This window comes from Nocardia panacis (genome assembly GCF_003598715.1).
In the GTDB taxonomy this organism is placed as follows: domain Bacteria; phylum Actinomycetota; class Actinomycetes; order Mycobacteriales; family Mycobacteriaceae; genus Nocardia; species Nocardia panacis.
In genome coordinates, this window is record NZ_QZFU01000019.1 from 478,682 (window position 1) to 500,400 (window position 21,719).

The 21,719-nt window shown below is 65.1% G+C and carries 23 protein-coding genes, 1 tRNA gene and 1 pseudogene; 10 read left to right on the plus strand and 15 right to left on the minus strand.

Annotation, left to right across the window (positions count from 1 at the left end; translation table 11 throughout):
• Positions 1-32: 32 nt before the first annotated feature.
• Together D5S18_RS17000 and D5S18_RS17005 are read right to left on the minus strand one after the other, a co-directional pair.
• The gene (locus D5S18_RS17000; protein WP_120041953.1) at positions 33-1,289 is read right to left on the minus strand and encodes an eCIS core domain-containing protein; all 1,257 of its coding nucleotides are present in this window, start codon (positions 1,287-1,289) and stop codon (positions 33-35) included.
• 85 nt (positions 1,290-1,374) lie between these two features.
• Positions 1,375-1,821, minus strand: a complete 447-nt coding sequence (locus D5S18_RS17005; RefSeq protein ID WP_239003815.1) for a MarR family winged helix-turn-helix transcriptional regulator — start codon at positions 1,819-1,821, stop codon at positions 1,375-1,377.
• 97 nt (positions 1,822-1,918) lie between these two features.
• Here D5S18_RS17005 and D5S18_RS17010 point away from each other — a divergent pair, with 97 nt between their 5' ends.
• Positions 1,919-2,680 (plus strand): dioxygenase family protein, encoded by a 762-nt coding sequence (locus D5S18_RS17010; RefSeq protein WP_439651148.1) that lies wholly within the window; start codon positions 1,919-1,921, stop codon positions 2,678-2,680.
• Between the two features lie 120 nt (positions 2,681-2,800).
• Positions 2,801-4,009, plus strand: coding sequence for a L,D-transpeptidase (locus D5S18_RS17015; protein WP_120041955.1), 1,209 nt, complete (start codon positions 2,801-2,803; stop codon positions 4,007-4,009).
• A 51-nt stretch (positions 4,010-4,060) separates the two neighbouring features.
• On the opposite strand, the gene D5S18_RS17020 is transcribed toward D5S18_RS17015, so the two are convergent.
• Together D5S18_RS17020 and D5S18_RS17025 are read right to left on the minus strand one after the other, a co-directional pair.
• Entirely contained in the window at positions 4,061-4,807 is a 747-nt protein-coding gene (locus D5S18_RS17020; RefSeq protein WP_120041956.1) for a TIGR03943 family putative permease subunit, read from the minus strand.
• Positions 4,804-5,808 (minus strand): permease, encoded by a 1,005-nt coding sequence (locus D5S18_RS17025; protein WP_120041957.1) that lies wholly within the window; start codon positions 5,806-5,808, stop codon positions 4,804-4,806. Before D5S18_RS17025 ends, D5S18_RS17020 begins: the two co-directional genes overlap by 4 nt.
• 123 nt (positions 5,809-5,931) lie before the next feature.
• Between D5S18_RS17025 and D5S18_RS17030 the strand changes: the two genes are divergently transcribed.
• Both D5S18_RS17030 and D5S18_RS17035 read left to right on the plus strand, forming a co-directional pair.
• Positions 5,932-7,227, plus strand: a complete 1,296-nt coding sequence (locus D5S18_RS17030) for an MFS transporter (RefSeq protein ID WP_120042214.1) — start codon at positions 5,932-5,934, stop codon at positions 7,225-7,227.
• Between the two features lie 165 nt (positions 7,228-7,392).
• A complete protein-coding gene (locus D5S18_RS17035) occupies positions 7,393-7,608 on the plus strand; it encodes a hypothetical protein (RefSeq protein ID WP_120041958.1) in 216 nt (71 codons plus the stop codon).
• A 1-nt stretch (position 7,609) separates the two neighbouring features.
• On the opposite strand, the gene D5S18_RS17040 is transcribed toward D5S18_RS17035, so the two are convergent.
• Entirely contained in the window at positions 7,610-8,377 is a 768-nt protein-coding gene (locus D5S18_RS17040) for a DsbA family protein (protein ID WP_120041959.1), read from the minus strand.
• Between the two features lie 104 nt (positions 8,378-8,481).
• Here D5S18_RS17040 and D5S18_RS17045 point away from each other — a divergent pair, with 104 nt between their 5' ends.
• The 3 genes from D5S18_RS17045 (at position 8,482) to D5S18_RS17055 (ending at position 9,793) form a co-directional block, all read left to right on the plus strand.
• The gene (locus tag D5S18_RS17045; RefSeq protein ID WP_239003816.1) at positions 8,482-9,216 is read left to right on the plus strand and encodes a DsbA family protein; all 735 of its coding nucleotides are present in this window, start codon (positions 8,482-8,484) and stop codon (positions 9,214-9,216) included.
• Between the two features lie 17 nt (positions 9,217-9,233).
• Positions 9,234-9,623, plus strand: a complete 390-nt coding sequence (locus tag D5S18_RS17050) for a VOC family protein (RefSeq protein ID WP_120041961.1) — start codon at positions 9,234-9,236, stop codon at positions 9,621-9,623.
• A 94-nt stretch (positions 9,624-9,717) separates the two neighbouring features.
• Positions 9,718-9,793, plus strand: a tRNA-Ala gene (locus tag D5S18_RS17055).
• Between the two features lie 342 nt (positions 9,794-10,135).
• Here the strand turns inward: D5S18_RS17055 and D5S18_RS35365 are convergent.
• The 9 genes and pseudogenes from D5S18_RS35365 to D5S18_RS36130 all read right to left on the minus strand — a co-directional run bounded on the left by D5S18_RS35365 (position 10,136) and on the right by D5S18_RS36130 (position 17,490).
• The gene (locus tag D5S18_RS35365) at positions 10,136-10,786 is read right to left on the minus strand and encodes a recombinase family protein (protein WP_203236770.1); all 651 of its coding nucleotides are present in this window, start codon (positions 10,784-10,786) and stop codon (positions 10,136-10,138) included.
• Positions 10,729-11,414, minus strand: a pseudogene (locus tag D5S18_RS36385) (recombinase family protein). Before D5S18_RS36385 ends, D5S18_RS35365 begins: the two are co-directional and overlap by 58 nt.
• A 128-nt stretch (positions 11,415-11,542) precedes the next feature.
• Entirely contained in the window at positions 11,543-11,743 is a 201-nt protein-coding gene (locus D5S18_RS17065) for a hypothetical protein (protein ID WP_120041962.1), read from the minus strand.
• A gap of 882 nt (positions 11,744-12,625) precedes the next feature.
• Entirely contained in the window at positions 12,626-13,351 is a 726-nt protein-coding gene (locus tag D5S18_RS17070) for a hypothetical protein (protein WP_147403975.1), read from the minus strand.
• Between the two features lie 429 nt (positions 13,352-13,780).
• Positions 13,781-14,323, minus strand: a complete 543-nt coding sequence (locus D5S18_RS17075) for a hypothetical protein (protein WP_120041964.1) — start codon at positions 14,321-14,323, stop codon at positions 13,781-13,783.
• A 330-nt stretch (positions 14,324-14,653) separates the two neighbouring features.
• Positions 14,654-15,640 carry a helix-turn-helix domain-containing protein gene (locus D5S18_RS17080; RefSeq protein ID WP_120041965.1) on the minus strand — a complete coding sequence of 329 codons (987 nt, stop codon included), beginning with the start codon at positions 15,638-15,640 and terminating at the stop codon, positions 14,654-14,656.
• Between the two features lie 14 nt (positions 15,641-15,654).
• Entirely contained in the window at positions 15,655-16,125 is a 471-nt protein-coding gene (locus D5S18_RS17085; RefSeq protein ID WP_120041966.1) for a hypothetical protein, read from the minus strand.
• Complete coding sequence (locus D5S18_RS17090; RefSeq protein WP_120041967.1) at positions 16,122-16,991, minus strand: nucleoside hydrolase; 870 nt, start codon at positions 16,989-16,991, stop codon at positions 16,122-16,124. Before D5S18_RS17090 ends, D5S18_RS17085 begins: the two co-directional genes overlap by 4 nt.
• A 373-nt stretch (positions 16,992-17,364) precedes the next feature.
• Positions 17,365-17,490, minus strand: coding sequence for a hypothetical protein (locus D5S18_RS36130; RefSeq protein WP_282434855.1), 126 nt, complete (start codon positions 17,488-17,490; stop codon positions 17,365-17,367).
• 222 nt (positions 17,491-17,712) lie between these two features.
• Between D5S18_RS36130 and D5S18_RS17095 the strand changes: the two genes are divergently transcribed.
• Together D5S18_RS17095 and D5S18_RS17100 are read left to right on the plus strand one after the other, a co-directional pair.
• Positions 17,713-18,936: a helix-turn-helix domain-containing protein gene (locus D5S18_RS17095; protein WP_158607889.1), complete on the plus strand. Its 1,224-nt coding sequence runs from the start codon at positions 17,713-17,715 to the stop codon at positions 18,934-18,936.
• The gene (locus D5S18_RS17100) at positions 18,933-20,453 is read left to right on the plus strand and encodes a bifunctional ADP-dependent NAD(P)H-hydrate dehydratase/NAD(P)H-hydrate epimerase (RefSeq protein WP_203236772.1); all 1,521 of its coding nucleotides are present in this window, start codon (positions 18,933-18,935) and stop codon (positions 20,451-20,453) included. The genes D5S18_RS17095 and D5S18_RS17100 overlap by 4 nt, the downstream gene beginning before the upstream one ends.
• 35 nt (positions 20,454-20,488) lie before the next feature.
• Here D5S18_RS17100 and D5S18_RS34455 read toward each other — a convergent pair whose 3' ends face one another.
• Positions 20,489-20,962: a hypothetical protein gene (locus D5S18_RS34455; protein ID WP_147403976.1), complete on the minus strand. Its 474-nt coding sequence runs from the start codon at positions 20,960-20,962 to the stop codon at positions 20,489-20,491.
• Between the two features lie 347 nt (positions 20,963-21,309).
• Between D5S18_RS34455 and D5S18_RS34460 the strand changes: the two genes are divergently transcribed.
• On the plus strand, positions 21,310-21,717 hold the full coding sequence (locus tag D5S18_RS34460; RefSeq protein WP_147403977.1) for a Het-E N-terminal domain-containing protein: 408 nt from the start codon (positions 21,310-21,312) through the stop codon (positions 21,715-21,717).
• Positions 21,718-21,719 lie beyond the last annotated feature (2 nt).

The window sequence follows — 21,719 nt, forward strand, 5'->3', positions numbered from 1 at the left end:
GCATTTGTACCAGCGAGTTTTCGCCCTGGCCGTCAGATCGGCGGCAGCCGGAACGTCCCGAGATGCGCCTTGGCGTAGGCGATGTATCTGGCCAGGTCGGCGCTCGGGTTCTGGAAACTGCGCACGATCTCGGCTTCGAGCAATTGCGCCTTCGCCGAGGTGATCTCGGGGAAGGGGAGGCGCGCCGAGGAGCCCTTGGTGACCACCTCGCGCAGCGCCGTCAGCAGGGCGTAGGTCACCTTGAAATCCTCTTGGAATCGGCCGAGATCGGCGGCCTTCATATAGCCGAGCACTTCGCCCGCTCCGACGATCCCTTGGATCTTCGTCATGCGGGCCGTATCGCCCGCGACCTCGGCGTAGAAGTACTCGATTCCGTAGGACTGCCCTTCTTGATAGCTACCGCCACCGACGGCGGAGGACACCGCCGCTACGTGCCCGGTATGGGAGAACTCGTGCAGCAGCAGCACGGCCAAACGCTTGTCGTCCCAGGTCAGTACGTCCGATCGCAAGGTCGTCGAGGTGAAGCCGAGGGTGGTGTCGGTCTCGGCCAAGCGGTCCGCCCGGCGCGCTCGCGCCTCCTCGTCCGGCGACATCTTCTTGATGCTGTTGAAGAAGCCCGAATAGAACTTGAAGAAGGCGAACGCGACCTCGTAGGTCTTGGACTCGAGGGCCAATTTGATGATTCCGGAACGGATCCTCGCGACCACATCGGCACCGAGGCCGCCGTTGCTTTTCTCGAAATCCCTTGCGGCGTCGCCGAATTGCTCCGTATCGTGCAGGTCGGCGGCGGCCGGGTCCTCGTTGGTCGGCGCGCACGCGATGGCGAGTTGGGAGCCGGATACCGGCGTTGGCGCCAGGCCCGCCAGTGCTCCAACGGCCGCTCGCCGCGCTTCGTGCTCCTCGCCTGCGGTGCTGCGCCGGATCGCCTCGGTGGGCACGGCATCGCGCTGCTGGACGGCATGGCCGAGTTCGTGGGCGAGCAGCATGCGGCCACCGACCGACTCCGGTCGATAGCGACCCGCACCGAAGACTATGTGCCTGCCGATGGTGTACGCCGAGGCGTTCAACTCCTGCGCGGATCGGGCCGCCGCCGGATCCGAGTGGACGCGGATGTCGGAGAAGTCGACACCGAAACGGGATTCGAAGTCGGCGCGTGTCGCCGTGGGTAGCGGGTGGCCGGACTCTTCTTGCGCCAGACCGACTATCGGCGCTTTGCCCTGGTTTATCGGACGCGTGGTCTTGCCGGTGGGAAGCTGCTGCGCCGACTCTTTGCTGACACGTGCGAACATCACGCACCCCCGAGTGGACAGACGTTTTCTCCAGGATAGTCGAGGGCGTGCCCGGCTCGGCCTGTTCGGACCGGTGAACGAACCGCTACCCGGCCAGCCGTCGCCCTACTTCACCGAGCCCCTCGGCGATGGCCCGCGACTGCGCGGGTGTGAGCACGTCGATGAGCGCCCGTCGCACCGTCGCGACATGTCCGGGCGCGACCTCCCGCAATCTGGTCCGCCCCTGTTCGGTGAGCACCGCGACGATCCCCCGCACATCGGTCGGGCAGGTCTCGCGCCGGACCAATCCGGCCTTCTCCAACTGGGTCACCTGGTAGCTGAGGCCGCTCTTGGAGGTGTAGAGCGCGTCGGCGAGTTCGGACATGCGCAGGCGGCCCGCCACGCTGTCGGCGAGCCGGACGAGCACTTCGTACTGGGTGTGCGACAGGCCCTCCCCCTTGAGTTGCTGATCGATCTCGCGACCCACCAGCGCGCCAGCGGCCAGGAAGGCATGCCACATCCGCATTTCCTGCGTATCGAGCCATTCGGTCACCCACGCACCCTATCGCCTTGTTCAAATTTGAACAAAGAGGTACCGTTGAGTTCAAATTTGAACCAACTCGAAGCGAGGAGACCGCCGGATGACCCGCATGCCCGTCCTGTACCTGTCGCACGGCGCACCGCCGCTGGCCGACCATCCGCGCTGGCCCGCCGAACTCGCCGCCTGGGCGGGCGACCTACCCCGCCCGCGCGCCATCCTGATGATCTCCGCGCACTGGGAGGCCGCCCCCATCGCGCTCGGCGCGACCACCACCGTCCCGCTCACCTACGACTTCTGGGGTTTCCCGCAGCGGTACTACCAGGTCACCTACCCGGCGCCGGGCGCACCGGACCTGGCCGAGCAGGTCCGCAAACTGCTGAGCGGACCCGGCGCCGGCGTGGTGGACGTGCCCGAACGCGGACTCGACCACGGCGCCTACGTCCCGCTGAAGGAGATGTATCCCGAGGCCGACATCCCGGTGCTGCAACTGTCCATGCCCACCCTGAACCCGGTCGAACTCATGGCCCTGGGCCGCAAGCTGACCCCACTGCGCGATATGGGCGTGCTCATCGTGGGCAGCGGCTTCTTCACCCACAATCTCGACGCGCTCACCGGCGATGACGCACTGGTCTATCCGTTCACTGCGGAATTCGACGAATGGGGTCGAGAAGCGCTGGCCGCCAACGATATCGACGCACTGCTCGACTTCGCCCATCGCGCGCCCACCCCCGAACTGGCGCATCCGCGCACCGAGCATTTCGCGCCGCTGTTCGTCAGCCTCGGCGCGGGCGAGGACGATCTGCGCACCCAGCGCACCGTCATCGACGGCTACTGGCAGGGCATGGCCCGGCGCTCCGTCCAACTCGGCTGATCCGCCCGAGCAATCCCGCCAAAACGGACACGTCCGAGCGGTCCAGTAGACTACCCGCGCAGGTATAACAGGTCACAGCAAGTCGGCCAGGGGGCCCGACTGATTCAGAGAGGCGCGTGCATGTCCCGCCGCTATAGATCCTCTGCCGCAACAGGTTTGGTCCTGTTCGTGGCACTGGTGCTCGCCGCGTGCTCCGGCACGCCGAACGCGGCGAACAGTCCAACGCCGCCCGCGCCCAAGATCAGCATCGATCCGGCGGGTGGTTCGGATATCGATCCACTCGCGCCCATCCGGATCAGCGCGACCGACGGCATGCTCACCGCGGTGAACATGACCAACGAGGACGGCAAACCGGTCGAGGGCATCTTCACCCCCGATATGACGGCGTGGAAGCCCACCGGCCCGCTCGGCTACGGCCACACCTACACCGTCAACGCCGAGGGCGTCACCATCACCGGCAAACTTGGGCCGATGAGCGCGTCCTTCGCCACCTTGAAACCGCGCAACCAGACGAAGGTGTACCTGAACACCACGGGCGGTCAGTCGCTCAATGACGGCGGCACCTACGGGGTCGGCACGGTCGTGGTCGCGCACTTCGACGAGGACATCCCCGACCATGCCGCCGCCGAAAAGCGGCTCACCGTTACCACGCAGCCGCCGGTGCAGGGTTCCTGGTACTGGGTCGACGAGCGCAACGCGCACTGGCGGCCGCAGCAGTACTACGCGTCGGGCACGAAGGTCACCGTCACCGCCAATATCTATGGCGCACAGCTGGGTCAAGGCATCTACGGCCAGGAGGACAGCAAGACCTCCTTCACCATCGGCGCCTCGCACGTCTCGATCGCCGACGACAACACCCACCAGGTGCAGGTTTTCGAGAACGGTCAGCTCATTCGCACCCTGCCCACCTCGATGGGACGCGGCGGCAGCGAGAACGTCGGCAACAAGGTCATCACCTTCTGGACCATGCCCGGCACCTACACGGTGATGGACAAGGCCAACCCGGTGATCATGGACTCCTCCACCTACGGGCTGCCGGTCAACTCCAAGCTGGGCTACAAGGAGGCCATCGGCTGGGCCACCCGCATCAGCACCGACGGCATCTACCTGCACGCGCTCGACTCGACGATCTGGGCGCAGGGCAGCACCAATGTCTCGCACGGCTGCCTCAATCTGAGCAGTGAGAACGCGCGCTGGTTCTTCGATTTCGCGGTGCCCGGCGATGTGGTCGAGGTGCGCAATACCGGTGGGTCGCCGCTCGAGATCTGGCAGAACGGCGACTGGACGATGCCGTGGGATCAGTGGGTGCAGGGCAGCGCGCTGCATTAGGGCGCTGCCGGCGATAGACCCGCGCACGGCCGGGGCGAAGGCGGAGGTGCGCTATCCGTAGCTTTGGCTCGGTGCCTGCACCGGATGGAGTTCGGTGACGGTCAGCGTCGGGGTCATATAGTTCTCGGGGCGGGCGGAATCGTGGACCACCTTGCCGCGCACCGAGATCCAGGCCCCGTCCTCCGGTCGGCCCAGGTCGCCGTTCAAGTGGATGCGCAGGGTCTGGGCGTCGGCCACACAGCAGGTGATGACGACTCGGGCCAGATCCCAGCCCTGCTGTGAGCCATCGGTGCGGATATCGCCGCCGTCGTCGGTGCGGACCAGGAAGCCGACGACGGTGATCTCGCGGCGGTCGAGTTCGCCGCTGTTGTCGTAGGAGGCGCGGTCGATCAGGTCGTACATGCGCATGGTCGGCGCGTCACCCGGTGGCAGGGCTCCGAAGGTGATCTTGTGCGGGGTCTTGATCCCGGTGCCCGCGCCGATCGAACCGGCCTGCGGTGTGGTGCCCGATTGCACCGCGGCCGCGCCGAGCGCGGGTGGGACGATGAGCAGCAGCCCCGCCACCGGAGCGAGCAGCAGCCACTGCGGCGTGCCGCGATCGTGTTGGGGTTGCGCACGGCCCCGGCGGATATCGCGCCCGATCGCCACGGCGGCCAGTGCGAGCACCACCACCCCGCTGATCAGCAGATACGGATACAAACCGGGTTTGACGTAGCGCAGGTAGGTGCCGTCCAGGGTGATCTTCAGCGTCGCGCCGCCGATCAGGAGCAGCAGCAGATTCTGGGTCACGCGATTCATCGAGCGCCTCCGAGGAATAGATAGCCCGCGACCGCACCGCAGACGGTGGCCACCGCGAAGGTCAGCGGTGCGAAACGCAGCGCGAACCGACGGCCGAACGTGCCCGCCTGCATGGCGAACAACTTCACATCCACCGCGGGACCGACCACGAGGAAGACCAACCTCGGCAGCAGCGGCAGACTCGACATGCTGGAGGCGACGAAAGCGTCGGCCTCCGAACACAATGCGAGCACCACCGCGAGCAGGGCCAACACCACGATCGACACCAGCATCTGGCCGGCGAGGTGGCGATACCACTGCGGTGGGACCAGCACATGCAGCGCGGCCGCGGCGGCCGCGCCGATCACCAGGAAGGCCGCGGCCTGCAGGAAGTCGTGCCGGGCGGCCTCGGCGAACACCACCCGGCGTCGCCCGTCCGTCCCGCAGTGATCGTGTGCTCCGCCCTTGGGCCGCAACCACTCCGGACGACCCAGCCGCGTCCACAGCCAGCCCATGATCAGCGCCGTCGCCAGCGATCCCGCGAATCGCGCACCGACCATACCGGGCTCTCCCGGAAACGCCACCGCCGTCGCCACGAGCACCACGGGATTCACCGCGGGAGCGGATAAAAGGAAGGCGAAGGCGGCACCGCTCGGCGCGCCCTGATCGATCAGCCGCTTGGATACCGGGACCACACCGCATTCGCAGCCGGGCAGCGCCATTCCGGCCAGACCTGCCACACCGACCGCCGCGGTCTCATTGCGCGGCAGGACGCGACGCAGCACCGCCGGGGAGACGAAGGCCGCGATGGCGCCGCTCATCACGACGCCCAACACCAGGAATGGCAGCGCCTGAACGAAGACGCCCACGAATATGGTTGTGGCCGTTTGTAGTTCGGGAGTGCGGCCGACCCAGTCGACGAGCGGGGCACGAAATAGGATGCCGAGCCACGCGAGCACCACGAAGATATGCGTGGACGTCACCGGCACCCGCCGTGCCGCGACGACACCCGAATCCGACATGCGCCCTCCGACCGAGGTTGATGACAATGACAACGGTTACAAACTAGTCGATCGACGTCTTGGACCCGCGCGAATACTCCCATCCGCGCGCGGGTTTCGCGCGCGGGCCGGAGGATGACGAATATGTCAGTGACCGACCAGAGCCTCCCGTCCGGCGCGCGATTCGCCAGGATCGTCGCCGCGAGCGTGGCGGGCACCACCATCGAGTTCTACGATTTCTTCCTCTACGGACTGGCGGCCGCGCTCGTCTTCAACAAGGTCTTCTTCCCCACCGACGATCCGCTGACCGGCGTGCTGCTCTCGCTGATCACCTACGGCGTCGGCTTTCTGGCGCGTCCGCTCGGCGGGGTGCTGTTCGGCCATCTCGGCGACCGGATGGGCCGCCGCCGGACCCTGTCGTTCACGCTGATGCTGATGGGCGCGGCCACGGTCGCCATCGGCTTGATTCCCTCCTACGCGAGTATCGGTGTGGCCGCGCCGATCCTGTTGCTCGCGCTGCGCCTGATCCAGGGCCTCGCGCTGGGCGGCGAGTGGGGTGGGGCGATTCTGCTTGTCGCCGAACACGGTTCGGCCAAACACCGCGGCTTCTGGACCAGTTGGCCGCAGACGGGCGGACCGATCGGGAATTTGCTGGCCACCGGCGTACTCGCGCTGCTGGGGCTCGGCATCACCAATTCCCAATTCCAGCAGTGGGGTTGGCGGATCCCGTTCCTGCTGTCGGTCGTGCTGGTGGCCATCGGCCTGTGGTTGCGGCACGCGGTCGAGGAGTCGCCGCTGTTCCGGGCGACGCGCGTCCCCGAGGGCGCGCCGGTGTGGATCGTACTGCGCCGCTTCCCGAAACAGGTGCTGCTCGCGGCGCTGGCCGATGTCGGGGAGAAGGCTACCTACTACACCTTCAGCATCTTCCTGCTGGCCTATCTCACCCAGATCGTGCACGCGCCCAAGTCGACCGCGCTCACGGCCATCACCATCGCCTCCGGCTTCCAGGCGGTGGCCATCGTCGGCGGCGGATGGCTCGGCGATCGATACGGACGGCAGCCGACCAGCGTGCTGCTCGCCGTGCTCATCGGGGCGTGGGCGATCATCGGGCTGCCCATGGTCGACACCGGGACCACACCGCGGATCACGCTGGTGATCACCGTGGGACTGACCCTGCACGGGTTGTTGACCGGTGCGCAGGCGCCCTTCTTCGCCGAACTGTTCCCCAGCGAGGTGCGCTACACCGGCGCGTCGCTGGGTTATCAGTTGGCGACGGTCGTCGGTGGCGCGCTGATACCGATCATCGGAACCGCACTGCTGCACCGGTATCCGTCCACCGAGCCGATCACACTGCTGCTCTGCGCGACCCTCGTGTGCACCGCGGGCGCGTTCCTGTGGGCCGGGGAGACCAGGAAGCGGGATTTGCGGAACATCTCCTGAATCGGGTTGCGAGCCAGTTTGAGTACAACGCAAGCTACGTTTACCCGTCCCCGCCGGCCATCGCGGGCGCGATCGGCGCATGCTGCTCGCCCACCCGCATGCGGTACCGCTGCCGGCCACCCATCCGTCGACACCGAGGCGGCGGTGCCGTTACTGGCGGGAGTATTGGAGCAATTCGAAGCCGCCGGAATCCCGCGGGATCGGGGGCTGATGATCCTGCAATCGGTGGGCGTCTTCGTCTTGGGACACTCACTCGCGCAGGTCGGGACGCCGCCGGGGGTGGAGCAGGCGGCCCCAGACCCGGCGCCCGCCTACTACGACGAATGGTTCGAGACCGGGCTACGGGCGATGGTCACCGGATTCCAGCAGCAGCACGAATAGTTCAAACCTGTTTGGCAGCGTCGATCGTGCGACGCAGACCGTCGCCCACGAACAGCGACTGTTGCGGAACCTGTTTGCCATTGACGAAAACCGTTGGCGTGCCGGTAATCCCGCTACCGGCCACCTCGCGGCTGATCCGCTGGACGTAGCCGTCGTACTTGTCCTCGGAAATCGCCTGCGCGACAGCGGGATCGGTGTAGCCGGCCTGCGCGGCCAACTCGATCAACCGATCATCGGGAAGACCCTTGCCGCCCTCCGGAGGCTGCGCGGCATACATGGCCGTGAACCACGACTGGAACTTCGCCGGATCGGCGGCGGCCACGACGAAAGCCGCGTTGGCCGCGCGCGAGGCATACCTGGTGCCGGAGGAAGCATTGTCGAGGAACGAGACGACGTTGTATTCGACCGCGGTGGAACCATTGGCCACCTCATCGGCGAGCGTCTGCGCATTGGCGGCCTCGAAGCTCTTACAGACCGGGCATTGCAGATCGGAGACGATGCGCACCGTCACCTTGGCGTCCGGTTTGCCGAGACGGATGGCTCCGGTATCGGTGAGCGAAGCGGCCACACCATCGGCCGACACCCCGGTCACCACCGGAGTCGGACCCGCGCTGTTCGAATGCGATTTACGCACCGCCAGACTGATCCCGATCCCCGCCACCAGGGCGATCAGCACCCCCGCCACCGCGACCTGAACGATGACATTGCGCCTGCGATCGGACCTTCTGGTCGCCGCGACAACATTGCTCTTGCTCACCTCGGGACTCACCCGCCTTCCTGTCCGTCGCCATCATGGCGGCCCAACCTTAGAAAATGCCGAGCGGCGTCGCCCGCCTCCGCAGGCGCGCCCCTGGTTGCGGCAGAGTGGTCCGGGTGAGCGAACAGCGTCCGAAATACACCCCGCGTCCGATGTCGAGCAAAACCACCTACGCCCTCGGCGGCGTCGCGGTCGCCCTCATCGCGCTGATCGTGATCGTGGCCCTGCGCTGGGGCCGCGACGAACCCTCCATCCGCGACGACGGCTACGGACCCGTCCGCGAACTGAGCGTGCACTCGTCGCTGCGCGACGGGGTGATCCAACTCGGACGCGACAACGCGGGCAAAACCATCGACATCTACGAGGACCCGCTGTGCCCCGCATGCGGCACCCTCGAACGCATCCACGGCCAAGAGATCGCCCAGAAGATGGATGAGGGCAAACTCGCCGTGCGCTACCATCTGCTGAATTTCCTCGACAAACGCTCGAGCAGCAAGGACTACTCGACCAGGGCCATCGCCGCCAACGAATGCGTCGCCGAAGGCGGCTCGGGTCCGGTCTACTCCAAATTCCATCAGCAGATGTTCACCGGGAAGCAGCCCAAAGAAGGCGGCGCCGACCTGAACAATGCCCAAATCGCCGATATCGCCCGCGACGCGGGCGCACCCGAACCCGTCGTGCACTGCGTCGCCTCCGGCGCGAAAGTCGCGGCCGCCAAGACCGACGCCGACACAGCACTGACCGCCCTGCAGGGCGTCATCGGCCCCAACGCCGGCACCCCCACCATCCTGGATGCCGGAAACAAGGTCGACTGGCAGGATTCGGAGTGGGTGAACTTGCTCACCCGCTAACCACCGAGGAGCAGCCAATGCGCATCACCGTCACCTCAGTGCTCGTCGACGACCAAGCCAAAGCCCTGCGCTTCTACACCAAAGCACTCGGCTTCGTGAAGAAAACCGACGTCCCCGTCGGCCAGGACCGCTGGCTCACCGTCGTCTCCCCCGACAACCCCGACGGCGTCGAACTCCTACTCGAACCCGCAGGTCACCCCGCCGCCCGCCCCTTCAAACAGGCCCTCTTCACCGACGGCATCCCCTACACCTCCTTCACCGTCGACGACATCGAAGCCGAATACCAACGCCTGCTCGACCTCGGCGTCACCTTCACCCAACCCCCGATCGACCACGGCGCCGTCACCACCGCCATCCTCGACGACACCTGCGGCAACCTCATCCAAATCGCCCAGCCCAAACCCTGACCAAACCCACCGAATCCAGGCGATTTGGCTGCCGAGATCCCCGTGGTGTAACTTCATTCAAGCGCAAGGGAAACACCCGAAACGCAACCCACCAGGGGCTATGGCGCAGCTGGTAGCGCACCACACTGGCAGTGTGGGGGTCAGGGGTTCGAGTCCCCTTAGCTCCACCAGAGGGGTCATTGTGCGAACCGACCCCGTCGGGGCCGATGCCGCAGATTCTGCGGTATCGGCCCCGCTGTCGTTTCCGGGTTGGGGGATTCGGAAGGTGGGTTGAAGCCGGTCGGGTTCGATGATCGCGACGTGGGCGACCAGTGTTTCGATCAGCCCTTTGGTGTGGGTGGGGCTGCCGCTGGTGATCACGTGGGTGATGTGGTCTGCGATATCGGTCAGCTGGTCGGGTTCGGGTGTGGTGGGGGCGTTGTTCGGGGTGTTGGTGAGTTCGTCGCGGCGGGTGGTGAGTTGGTTCGTTTTGGTGTGCAGTTCGGTGAGGCGTGTGGCGAGGAGTTCGGGGTTCAGGGTGCCGGTCTCGAATGCGGTGAGGTAGCGGTCGATCGCTTGTTGGGTTTTGGTGAGGTCGGTGGTGATGGTGGCGAGTTCGCTGCGCTTGTCGCTGCTGGTGTCGTGGTGGCGTTGTGGGCGTTGATGGCTTGGTCGGTGAGGTCGTGGCGGGTGCGGTTGAACTCGGCGAGTGATGCCATGACGGTGGTGTCGACGGAGTCGGCGTCGAGGCGGTCGAAGTCGCAGTGGGTGGTGCCGTGGCGGGCGCGGGTGAAGCATGTGTAGTAGCGGTAGGTGCGGTTTCGGCCGGTGGCGCGGGTGCCGAGCATGGCGTGGCCGCAGCGTGGGCAGCGCAGGCGTCCGGTGAGCAGGTAGTCGGAGGAGTTCGCGGCGCGGTGGGCGTGGGATTCGCCGCGTGCTTCGAGGATTGTGGCGGCGTGGTCGAAGGTGGTGGTGTCGATGATCGGGGTGTGGGTGTCGGTGACGGTGTTGCCTCGGAAGGTCAACTCGCCGAGGTAGACCCGGTTGGTGATGACGCGCAGGACTTGGTGAGCGGACCAGGGGCGTCCGGAGCGGATGCGGTGTCCGCGTCGGTTCAGTTCGGCGGCTACGGTTTTGGAGCCGAGGCGGCGGTGGGTGTAGGTGTCGAAGATCGCGCGGACCACGACCGCTTCGGCTTCGTCGACGACGAGGGTTTGGGTGGGTTTTGTCCACGGTGTAGCCGTAGGGGCGTGAGCCGCCTTTCCAGAGTCCTTTCCGCTGCTTTGCGTTCCATTCCGGCGATGACGCGGTCGATGATGGTGTCGCGTTCGAATTGGGCGAACATCCCCAGCATCTGTACCAGCATGCGGCCCATCGGGGTGGAGGTGTCGAACGGTTCTGTCGCGGAACGGAATACGACTCCGGCCCGGTCGAGTTCGTCGAGCAGGGTGACCAGATCGCGCAGGCTGCGGGAGAACCTGTCGACTCGGTAGACGAGCAGGACATCGATGGCCCGGCGCGAGCCGCGGCCAGGGCGCGGCCGAGCCCGTCGCGTTCGGTGGTCGCGCCGGAGGCGTCGTCGGTGAAGGACATGCTGTGGCGCCAGCCGGGCTGGGAATCGATGTAGGCGCTCAAGCGTGTCTCCTGAGCGCCGATGGAATACGGCTGATGCTCGTCGTCGGTGGAACGACGAGTGTAGGTCCCCACCCGCAGCTCCGCCCCGAAACCGACAACGACTTCGGCGGGGGTTCGACCGGCAGAGGCTTTGGAACGTGTCGTATCGGATTCCCTTCGATGCTCCCGGAACGTCATTTCGCAAATCGACTACGCGCACGCGCCCGGAGTCGGTAGTGGGTCGACGGATTTATCCATTATCCATTATTTCTCGATTTGGCATCGATTGCGATTGGCGGCACACTGAAATTTTCCGTCCGATTGATTCATGCGGCATTTCGGGTGTGGTAGCCGGGACTATCGAACCGGTTCAGAACCCATGTTGTGATGAGGTCGGCGAGGATGGCGACGGCGTGCTGGTGCTGGACCTCGGAGAGTGGTTCGGTGTCGATCCGGTCGATGTGCCAGCGTCGACCGGCACGGTCAATATTCGGAGCGGGCGGGTCTTGCGGTTCGGGTGTGTTCACGGTCGGGTCTCCCGGAGCGTTCGAGGTGCGAACTTTCGAATACCTCTGTACTGCTGGAGACACTCACTGATTTCGACACTCTCGCATCATGAATCTGCTGCGGGAATGCATTTCCCGCTAGAGGTTGGGCCTCGACAGTTTGCCTCGCCGCCGTAGGGGATACATGCTGCGGAGACTTGTCTCTGTCGGACGAATTTGGGATATAGCATTTTCCATTCGCTTCGGAGTCTCTTCAGTGGAAATAATTCCGAACTGGAGTGGTCCCGCCGTGGCGTGTCGACGTACGGTCGTGGCGGTGTGGTGTTGCGTGTGTTTCTCGGTGTCGTTGTCGGTGTGTGGTTCGGTGTGGCGATCAAGCCGCCACATGCTGGGCGACTGTACTGCCTGTTCCGGGGCACTTTCTCGCGCATTTCGTTGCCCAGGGTCCTACCTTGGTAGGGGGTGATGGACATGGGGTGGCGGTGGTCGGGTGGATCCGGCCGAGTCTTCGGCGCTTTTTGGATATTCGATGTGTCGTGTGTCGGTGGTCTATGTATCTTCGTGCGGCCGGAGTCTTTGTTGTCGTGATAATTTCGAGGTGTCGCGTCCAGTCGGCTGGGTTGTTCGTGTTTGATTTGTCGAATTGTGTTGTTGACATGCGGAAATAGAGTGAAAATCATGTTAGCCGACATGGGGATGTGGTCGAATTGAGTAGAGTCGCTGCGGAACTCGGTCTCGGAGAGAAAAGGGGTCGAAAAGTCCGCCGCCGATTATCGCCGTTCGAGCTCACCTTCTTGCCCGGAACGGCAGCTCGCTCAGCTGGCCGAGGTTGTCGCGGTGCGCGTTGGGCACCGCAGATTCCGGTGCGCGAATGCTTCGGTGCCGCACCGATCCGGAGCGGCGTCAATCCCGTGTGCGTTCGATCCCTCGGCCGCCTGTGTCTCGGCTACGTCCTTGAACCCGAGGCGCGTCGTCGCCGAGCCCGCGGTCTCGTTCATGGGCTGTGACAGGGGCCTCCTGGTGTCTGATCAGTTCCACGATGTCCTTCCGAATTCCTTGCCTTTCAAGGTGTCTGGCGTACGCTTCCCGTGCTTCCCGCTCGGCTTTCTCTCGCGCCGCGCGGTCGGCCCGTTCCTTCTCCGCTGTTTCGCGTTCGAGGGCCGCGATCGAATCGGCCTGTCGCGCGGAGTCTTTCCCGCGCTTGTCGTCGCGGAGGAGCCCGCGTGCGGCCAGGAACTCTCGTGCGACGCGGTCGGCGGTCTCGATCTGGACCCTTCTCACGGGGTTCTGCATGTCCCGCGCCCGCTCCGCCTCTCGTGCTCGCTCGGCCTCGACCCTGGCTTGTCGTTCCTGTTCGATCACTCGGGGTGCTTCGGCGCGTCCGCGTTCGACACCGTCCCGGAGCTGTCCGGTCTTCCGGAAGAGCGCGGCGCGTTCTCGTGCCTTCGCGATCTCCCGGATGTGTTCGAGTCGTCTGCGGGCGCGGTCGGCGCGGTCGAGGGCGTAGCTGGAAACCAGTTCGAGTTGTCGTACGCCGGGTGCCAGTTGCTGCCCGAGTTCGATCGCGCGGTCGGCGAGTTCGCGGGAGACGACGACGTACCGGAAATTCAGATTCGGGTCGCGTTCCATCTGTCGAGCCAGCTCGCGGAACTCGGGAGGTGCTTGCGCGAGCGGAGTGGTCGTCACCCATTCGCCGGAACGGAAGATGCCCTTCTCCAGCAACTCCTTGTGTCCGCGGAGTTGATTTAGGGAGCGTTCATCGATCCGGCCGGACTTGTACTCGCGCATCGCGCGTTGGTCCTTGTTGACGTAGACGCGGGCCTGGTCGATGCGTTGTCCGTTGGAGGGCTCGACATACTCGCGTTCCCACCCGTTCTCACGGGTCTCACCCCGGATCCGCGCCATACCTCGATGAAAGTACTCGCCGCGCGCGTTGTTCTCGCGTCCTCTCTGTTTCGCGGCCTCGTCGGCGCGACGCATCCTCTCCCGTGCTTCCGCGCGCCGCCTGTCTTCCTCGGACATGACCACCCCCACAACGCCCGCCTCGCGGGCTGGAAGCTATTCGCTGTCTTCGGCGTGGCTCGATCGCCCTTCGTGCAGCATCGCGCCCGCCAGGATCAATCCCGCAGTCCCGTTGAAACCGCCGAATCCGTATCGCACCGTGTATCCCACGAGATATCCGGCTGTGTAGCTGCGGCTGCCACTGTCGGGATCGAACACGACGCCGGGCTCGATCCCCTGATACAACTCGACCGGCTCGATATCGCTGTCCTCGCTCGTCCGGCCGTACCGCGCGTGGTCGTACCATCGCGCGCCCGCGTAGCGGATGAAACACTCACCGACGAAACACACGAACTGATCAGCGACATCCGAGTTCTCCGGTGCCACAGCCGTTTCGGTGTCCGGGAACAGGTCCGCGATGACTCCACCGATCCGCGAGGCTTCCGGCGACTCGAACTCCCACACCTTCGGCGGCAGCGCCGACAGCCCGATCCGATCCAGGAATCGCCGCACCTGCGCGGCCCGCCGGGCCGGATCGACCCACTTGCCCCAAACGGTCTGCTCAACATCGATATCGAAACCGATTTGCTCGTCGCTCACCCGCTGCCTCCGTATTCGTGTCGGGGTATCGGACAGGTCAGTATCGCCCATGAGGTTCGGGCACCCGGATTGCTCCGCGCTTGAGGGGTCCGTCGCGTTCGGAAGCGGCCGGGGCGAATTCGGATCGGAACCTATCCGAGTCGACCTTGTCTCCGCCGAAGGGCGGTAGCACCGAGCCCGCCGCCGCCCGATTCAAAACCGGAATCCGGCCGCGCTCTCCCAGGGGCGCAGGAGTTCCGGGTTGACCAGCATTCGGGTTCCTCTCGGCCAAAGTTGCGGTGGTGGCGGCGGTGTGGTCGATTCTCGGAGGATCGGCCACGCGTCCGCCGATCAACGCGATATCTGTTCTATCGGCGGGTGTTGGGAATCGGTGGACGGTGGTGGTTCGACGAGGTGGAGGTGTCCCGGTCGGGGTCGGTCGCCGTGTTCGTAGTCGGTTGCCGTGCGTCGCAGTATGTCTCGGGTCGATTCTTCGTCGAGCGCGGTCTGTTCCAATGTTTCGATCGCCGTACGGAATCGGGTGACGTGTTCTGTGGTGTCGAGGACGAGGTCTCCGCAGGCGCCTCCGTGGAGGTAGGCCGCAGGCGGCTCGAACGGGATGTCGATGACTGCGAAGGGGCTGGGAGGCGGTTCGGCCGGGGTGGCGGTGAACGGGAGGATCCGCAGGGTGATGTTCGGGCGCTCGCTGTCGGTGGCCAGCTTGTGTAGCTGTTCGGCCATTGTCCTGTCGCTTCCCACGACCCGGTGGAGCATCGACTCGTCGAGAAGGACGGCGAGTCTCAGCGGGTCCGGTCGCGACGCGAGAAGCGATTGCCGCGCCAGTCGGACTTCGATACCGGGTCGGGGGCCGTGGAGTGCTTGCGCGTAGGTGGGGGTCTGCAAGAGATCGGGCACGAGGTGCTGGTAGGCGGTGACCTGTTCGGCGGCTGCTTCCATGTAGGGGTAGATGTCGAAGTCGGTGCCGTGCACGCCCCCGAACCGCACGTCGGGTTGTTCACGGATTTTGATGGCGAGGTCGACGAGTCGTTCGGTCTCGGTGGGGTCGACCCCGTAGGCGTCGCAGATCGCCCGCACTCTCTCCCACCTGGGGGTCACCTTGCCTGCTTCGATTCGTTGGATCGCGGAGGCCGATATGTGCGACTTCCGTGCCGCGCGTTGAAGAGTCCAGCGTGTGTTCTCGCGGTGATCGCGCAGGATGTCACCGAGTCGGCGAGCGAGTTGACAGTGTTCGTGCATACAACCTCCCTGGTGGATTCGGATATACCCGGGCGGGTCAGTTGTCGCGCCTCGGCCGATCACCGAAGACGATCGACCCATACCCGGAGCAGGGTTCAGGACATCGCGGCGCGTGGAAGGCGGTCGAGGATCGGGAAGTCCGCGCGACCCGCGACGCCGATGGGATCTCCGAGCGCGGCAAGGAATTCGTGCGCCTTCTCCAAGGGCATCGGACCATACGCGGCGAAGGGCTTCCACACCGGCACAGTGCTGCCACGCGGCCGAGTCAAGGTCACGACGTTCCACGCGTCGGCCTCGGCATTGCCGGGCTCGGCGGGCGCGAGCAGGCGCATTACTTCTTCCCCCAGGCTCGCGGCATCGTGCACGAATCTTTCCTCTTCTTCCGATTGGTTATCGGGCCAGTGGTTTTCAGCGTGCGGAGGATCGGTCGGCGTCGCCATGAGGCCGATCAATACCCGGCCGATGAGATCGAGGTCGCCGGCCGGTGCGATCGGTCGAAGCGCCGCCGGGACGGGAGTCGTCCCAGGCGTGTGCCGGGGCAGCGTTGGCGTGTTGGCGATGGTCACTGGTTGATCGCCTTGTCCAGCCAGTCGTTGAACCCGGCATAATCGACGCCGACCGACACCAACATCCGACGCCCACCGGGCCGCCGGTGCAGGAACGCCTCGGCGTCGAGTTCGATGTCCTCGATGCCGAACCGGACGAAGCCCTCGCCCAGTGCGGCGGACAGGGTGAGCGGGTCGTGCATCCACGTCCCGGACCTGCCCCGATCGAACCAACCATCGAAATTGGCGGCGAGCAAACGCAGCCACCGCTCGTCACGAGCGGCCAGGCGCTCGGCGAGCCCGCACCCGTGGGCGACGCGGATGTCGGGGTGCGTGGTGTGCTCGGACAGAACCAGCTTGGGGCGGTGCAGGACTCGCAGTCCGATCCCGGCGGCACGGACATCGGTGCGGAGGTTGTGGCTGGTCTTGTGCTTGCCGCCGTGATAGGAGTCAAGCCATCCGCCCTGCCAGGTCACCTCGAGCAGATCGGCCACATGCGGTCGTTCCGCGAGCACCTGGACGAGGTTGCTCCACGGCCCCTGCCCGACCCACTTCACCAGACTCGACGCGGACTCGCACGCGCGTCCGACAGCATCGACGAACTCGGTAGATTGATCAGGAACGGAACGGATCTCGTCATCGGACACGACGAAACGATCAGACGCCAGATCGATCCCCGCGAACACCGGCACCTCGGGGCGGTCGAGAGCATCGAGCAAGGCCCTGGCGTAGCGGGCGCGGCGACCGTGCACCTCGTCGGAGGTCACGACGATCAGCTCCTCCACCAGCCGCGCCGCGACCACCAGAGCGACCGCGTCATCCGGGTCATAACCGATATCGGTGTCCATGATCACGGGCGCGGCCGGATCGACAAACGGGTAATTCATGAAACCCCTTTACTCACAGTAGATTTGGGGCGGACGCGAACGGGATACGTGCTTTTGGGCTATGCCGGCGAGGTGTGTAGGGCGGCCGAGACCCGACGCGGGGCGTGGCGGATCACAGGCGCGGTGGATACGGAGAACCCTGGCAACCCGCGCCGAGAGCGGACCCACGGGAAGCGGTTCGGTGCAGTGGTCGTCAATTCAGTTCATCGGCAAACCGACGATGCGCGCCCAAGAGCAGCCAGGTAGGCGGCGCAGCCGCGGTGGCCGCTGTGCACTGTCAACACCAGGCGGGCATGGTCGAGGCCGCTGATCCGTGTGTCGCCGCACCGCTGAGCAGTCCAGGCGTGATGCTCGGCCGCGGTTGGCAATGTGTTCATCGCCGAACCTCACCGTGACGACCACCGCCGGGGCTGAGAAGCCACGGCATGACGAGACCGGTGAGACCGTCGAATCCCGCGCAGGCGAGCACGATCCACACGCAGCTCAGATCTGTGGACATCCGAGGCTCTCCAGGCCCTGGGCGGATTGACTCGGTGCCGAGCGGTGGCAAGGGTTACTCGCCTCGGCTCTTGGACCCAGCCGGGCGGGATTTGTTGCGTAGCTGGCGAATTGGGCGGCAACCTGCGGTTTGGCGGGTAGTTTCCCCATGCGAGGAACGTACGCGCTAGCCAACCCGCAAAGTGCTAAAATATTAGCACTTTGCGCGTGTACCCTGATCGCTATGACGCCCGACTCGCCCCTCGTGCAGGGCATAGGCAACAACATTGCGGCGTTCCGGAACGCCGCGAACCTCTCCCAACCCGACCTAGCCGCGCGGATCAACAAGAGCGTGCAGTGGCTGCGAGGTGTCGAGCAGGGACGGCTATACGCCGACAGGCTCACCGATCTCATCAATATCGCGAATGTTCTCGACTGCCGTCTGGACGACTTGCTCGGCCGCCCCATCGACGCGCTCGCGCCTGGAGTGAAGCCGAAAGTCGAAGCGGTCGGTGCGGTGCGCGAGGCAATCAAGCGTACTCCGGTGGTGACCGCGAGCGGAACCGCGCCCGAACTGGCCGAAGTCGGCTCACGCGTCGCCGAGGCATGGACGGTTTGGCATAGCTCGCCGACGGCCCATCGTGTTCTCGGTGGGATCCTGCCCGCACTGATCACCGATGTCATGGCAGCCTACCGAGGTGCTGATGATCGCCGCCAAGCTGCGCGAACCTTGGCAGGTGCCTGGCAGGTCACACGACAATGGCTGCACCACATTCCGGAAGGCGAATTGGCATGGGTCGCAGCCGAACGCGCCATGTCGGCCGCCCGCGAGGCAGAAGACCCGCATCTCATCGCGCTGGGAGCCTGGGCGCTGTCGGCAAGCTACCGTCGAGCCGGACAACAGGATGAAGCGACACGGTTGTGCCTGTCCGCAGCCGACGAACTCAAGGGACGCATCGACGGGGCCAACCCTGACCATGACCTGTTGGCCGACTACGGAATGCTGCATTTGGCCGCTTCGATCAGTGCGGCACAATCCGACGAAGACGGTCGAGCCTGGGCACTGCATCGTGTGGCCGAGGACACCGCCCGAGCCCTGGGTGCGCGGTATCAAGCTTGGACCGCGTTCGGTCGCGGCAATGTCGACATTCACGGTCTCGCTCTCCAGGCGGAACTCGGCCGATCCGACGCGGTCATCGAGTACTCACGGCGGCTGAACATCGACGCCGTGCCCTCGGTGGAACGGCGCACACGCGCGCTGATCGATACCGCCCGTGGGTTTGCCAGCCGCGGTGACGATGAAGCGGCGGCGCTCGTTCTGATCGACGCCGAGAAGATCAGCGCCGATGAGGTCCACCACTCCGGCCTCGTCCACGAAATGCTTCGCACGATGGTGCATCGAGACAGGGCACGGTCGCGATCACACGTCCGGGGCCTCGCCCAGCGCTGCGGGATATTCGCCTCGTGACCCGAACACTGCACGCACACTCGAGTGCCGACGTGCTCGCCGCTGTCGCCGAAGAACTCGATCGCGGCGGAAGACGAGATCGACTGCTGCGCAAAGCAGCCGGGGGACTGGCTTTCATCCTGGCCGACTACTTGGTGGACCACTGCGGCTCCGCCTACGGTCGACACGTCACCCTGCTGGTCGGCTCCGGACACAACGGCGCGGACGCCTTGCTCGCGGGGATCCAACTGCGCCGCAGAGGGATCAAGGTCGATGCCGTACTTACCGCCAGCACTGCCTATGAGCCAGGTGTTTCCCGACTCGAAGCGGCTGGCGGACAGATCATCTCGGCAGATACGGCCGAAGCCCTCGAATCATTGTCGCGTGCGGATCTCGTGGTCGACGGAATCGTCGGCGAGAACGGTCGAGGCGGCCTACGCGGTCGTACGGCGGAGCTGGTTTCGGCGATACCTCCCGAGGTTCCGGTCGTCGCGGTCGACCTGCCCAGCGGTGTCGAACCCGACAGCGGCGAGATTCGCGGGATCCACGTTCGCGCGTCCCTGACAGTGACTTTCGCCGCGCCGAAGCCCTGTCTGCTCCTGCCGCCCGGTTGTCACGCCGCCGGGGACCTGAGGTTGGTCGACGAAGGACTGCCGACAGTTTCAGGGACACCGAGAGTTCGGCGGCTCGGTGACCGGGATGTCGCCGCGCTCTGGCCGATTCCCGAGCGGACCGCCCACAAGTATCTTCGCGGAGTGCTCGGTGTGGTGGCCGGGGCCGATCGATACCCCGGTGCCGCCGTCCTGGCGATGCTGGGCGCGGTCAAATCCGGTGCCGCGGGCATCACGCGATACATCGGACCCGAAGCCGTTACCGCGCAGGTGCTTTCCGCCGTGCCCGAAGCGGTGCCGGGAATCGGGCAGGTGCAGGCCTGGCTCCTGGGGTCCGGCGTCGACAACGACGAGGACCAGGACAAGGCGATCGATACCGCTCTCCGGTCGGGATTGCCTTGTGCGGTCGACGCCGGCGCGTTGAAGGCTTGTGTACGAAGGCGCCTCGATGGAGAACGAGCCGCGGACGCAGGGAAGATCCTGTTGACCCCACACGCTGGGGAACTCGCACGGATATTGGGCTGGATGGGTCAACGGGTCGACAGGTCCGATATCGAATCACGCCCGATGTACTACGGAAGGATCGTCGCGCGAGAACTCGATGCGACGGTACTCGTCAAAGGACCGACCACCATCATCGTCGGCCCCGAGGGAGTGATCGCCAGCCAAGCCGAAGCACCTCCCTGGCTGGCCACAGCCGGTGCGGGAGACGTTCTCGCCGGAATCGCCGGGGCATTGATGGCATCCGGGCTCGAAGCCCTGGACGCGGGCGAGGTCGCGGCATTCGTCCATGGCCGAGCAGCGATGCGCGCCCACATCGACAACGACAACGGTCCGATCACCGCCAGCGAAGTAGCAGCCGCAGTTCCGGCCACCATCGGAAAGGTATTGGGGGCTGCCCGCTTTCGGCGATCCGTCAGCACATGAACCGTGCTCAGGCACTCGCACAGAGTGTGCTCTCGTCAGCCGCCATCCGGGACAGAAGGATCCGGGTGCGCGATCGGTCTCCTCGGGATCTGTTCCGGAGCCAGCGCGGGAACCTGACGGGCAGGGACGAGATATTTCACCGGGATAGGTTTCAATTCGAGTTCGTCACGTGCGGCGTCGATGAATCTCTCGGATATCCCAGCAATGGATTGATCGCGTTGCTGGCCAGGCTCGATGGTGTCCCGCTCACCGCCTGGTGCGACCTCGATGCCGATGGCATCGGCATCATCGCGAACTTGGTCGAACGCGTTGGCCGTTACGTTCATCCCGTCGGCATGAACGTCGAATTCTGGGCCGCTGGCCCGTATCGTGAGCAAACTACCGAAGCGATGGCCCTCGGCCGTGCGTTGGCGGCGAAAATGGCCGATCGTGGTCCGGTCGAGTTGCAATCGCTGGCCGCGCTGATTGCCGTGACCGGAGAGGGACGCGAGCAGGAGACCCTCCACCATGAGGTCCTACCGGGGCTCGACGGCTGCCTCCGCGCACTGGAAAACGGCTAGGACGGCATCGTGAGCCGACAATCAGGTTTAGCTGGCATAGGCATCGGAAGATCATCTAGGCGATCGAGTCGGCGGCGCTGCAGGTCACGGTCACCTACCTAGATGTCTGTCCGCCAAAGGTTTGCTGATCACAGCGCGGCACAACTGAGAAGCCCTCGGTCCCGGTAGTGACCTCGGCTGCCGTAGTTTAGATGAATCTGAATTGCGTTGTTCGGCAACATAATTAGCTCGCGTTGGTAGTCTGTGTACGTATTTTTGTGGTACCTTGCCAACAGCGTCTGTGGGAGGGAGCGTGTGTGGATCCGTTGAGCATCATCGTCACGGCGTTGATTGCTGGCGCTGCGGCTGGTGGTCGAGACGCCGCATCGGCGGCTGTTCGTGATGCGTATTCGACGTTGCGTGATCGTCTTGGTGCTGATCGTGCCAGTAACTACGATGCTGTGGCAGTCATCGAGACGAACGAGGCGGTACCGGGCAGCAACGTCGGTGAACTAGAGGCCGCCGTAGAACATCATCGTGGGGTCGATGAGGGGGAGTTACGTGCCGCTGCGAAAACGTTGTTATCTTTGTTGCCATCGGACCAAGTCGATCACGCTCGCAGCAGCATCGATCTACATCATGCTCGGCGCGTACAGGTCGCGTTCGATGGGGCTCAGCAGGTCAATATAAACGGAAACAACACCGGAACCATCAACCTTGCTTGACC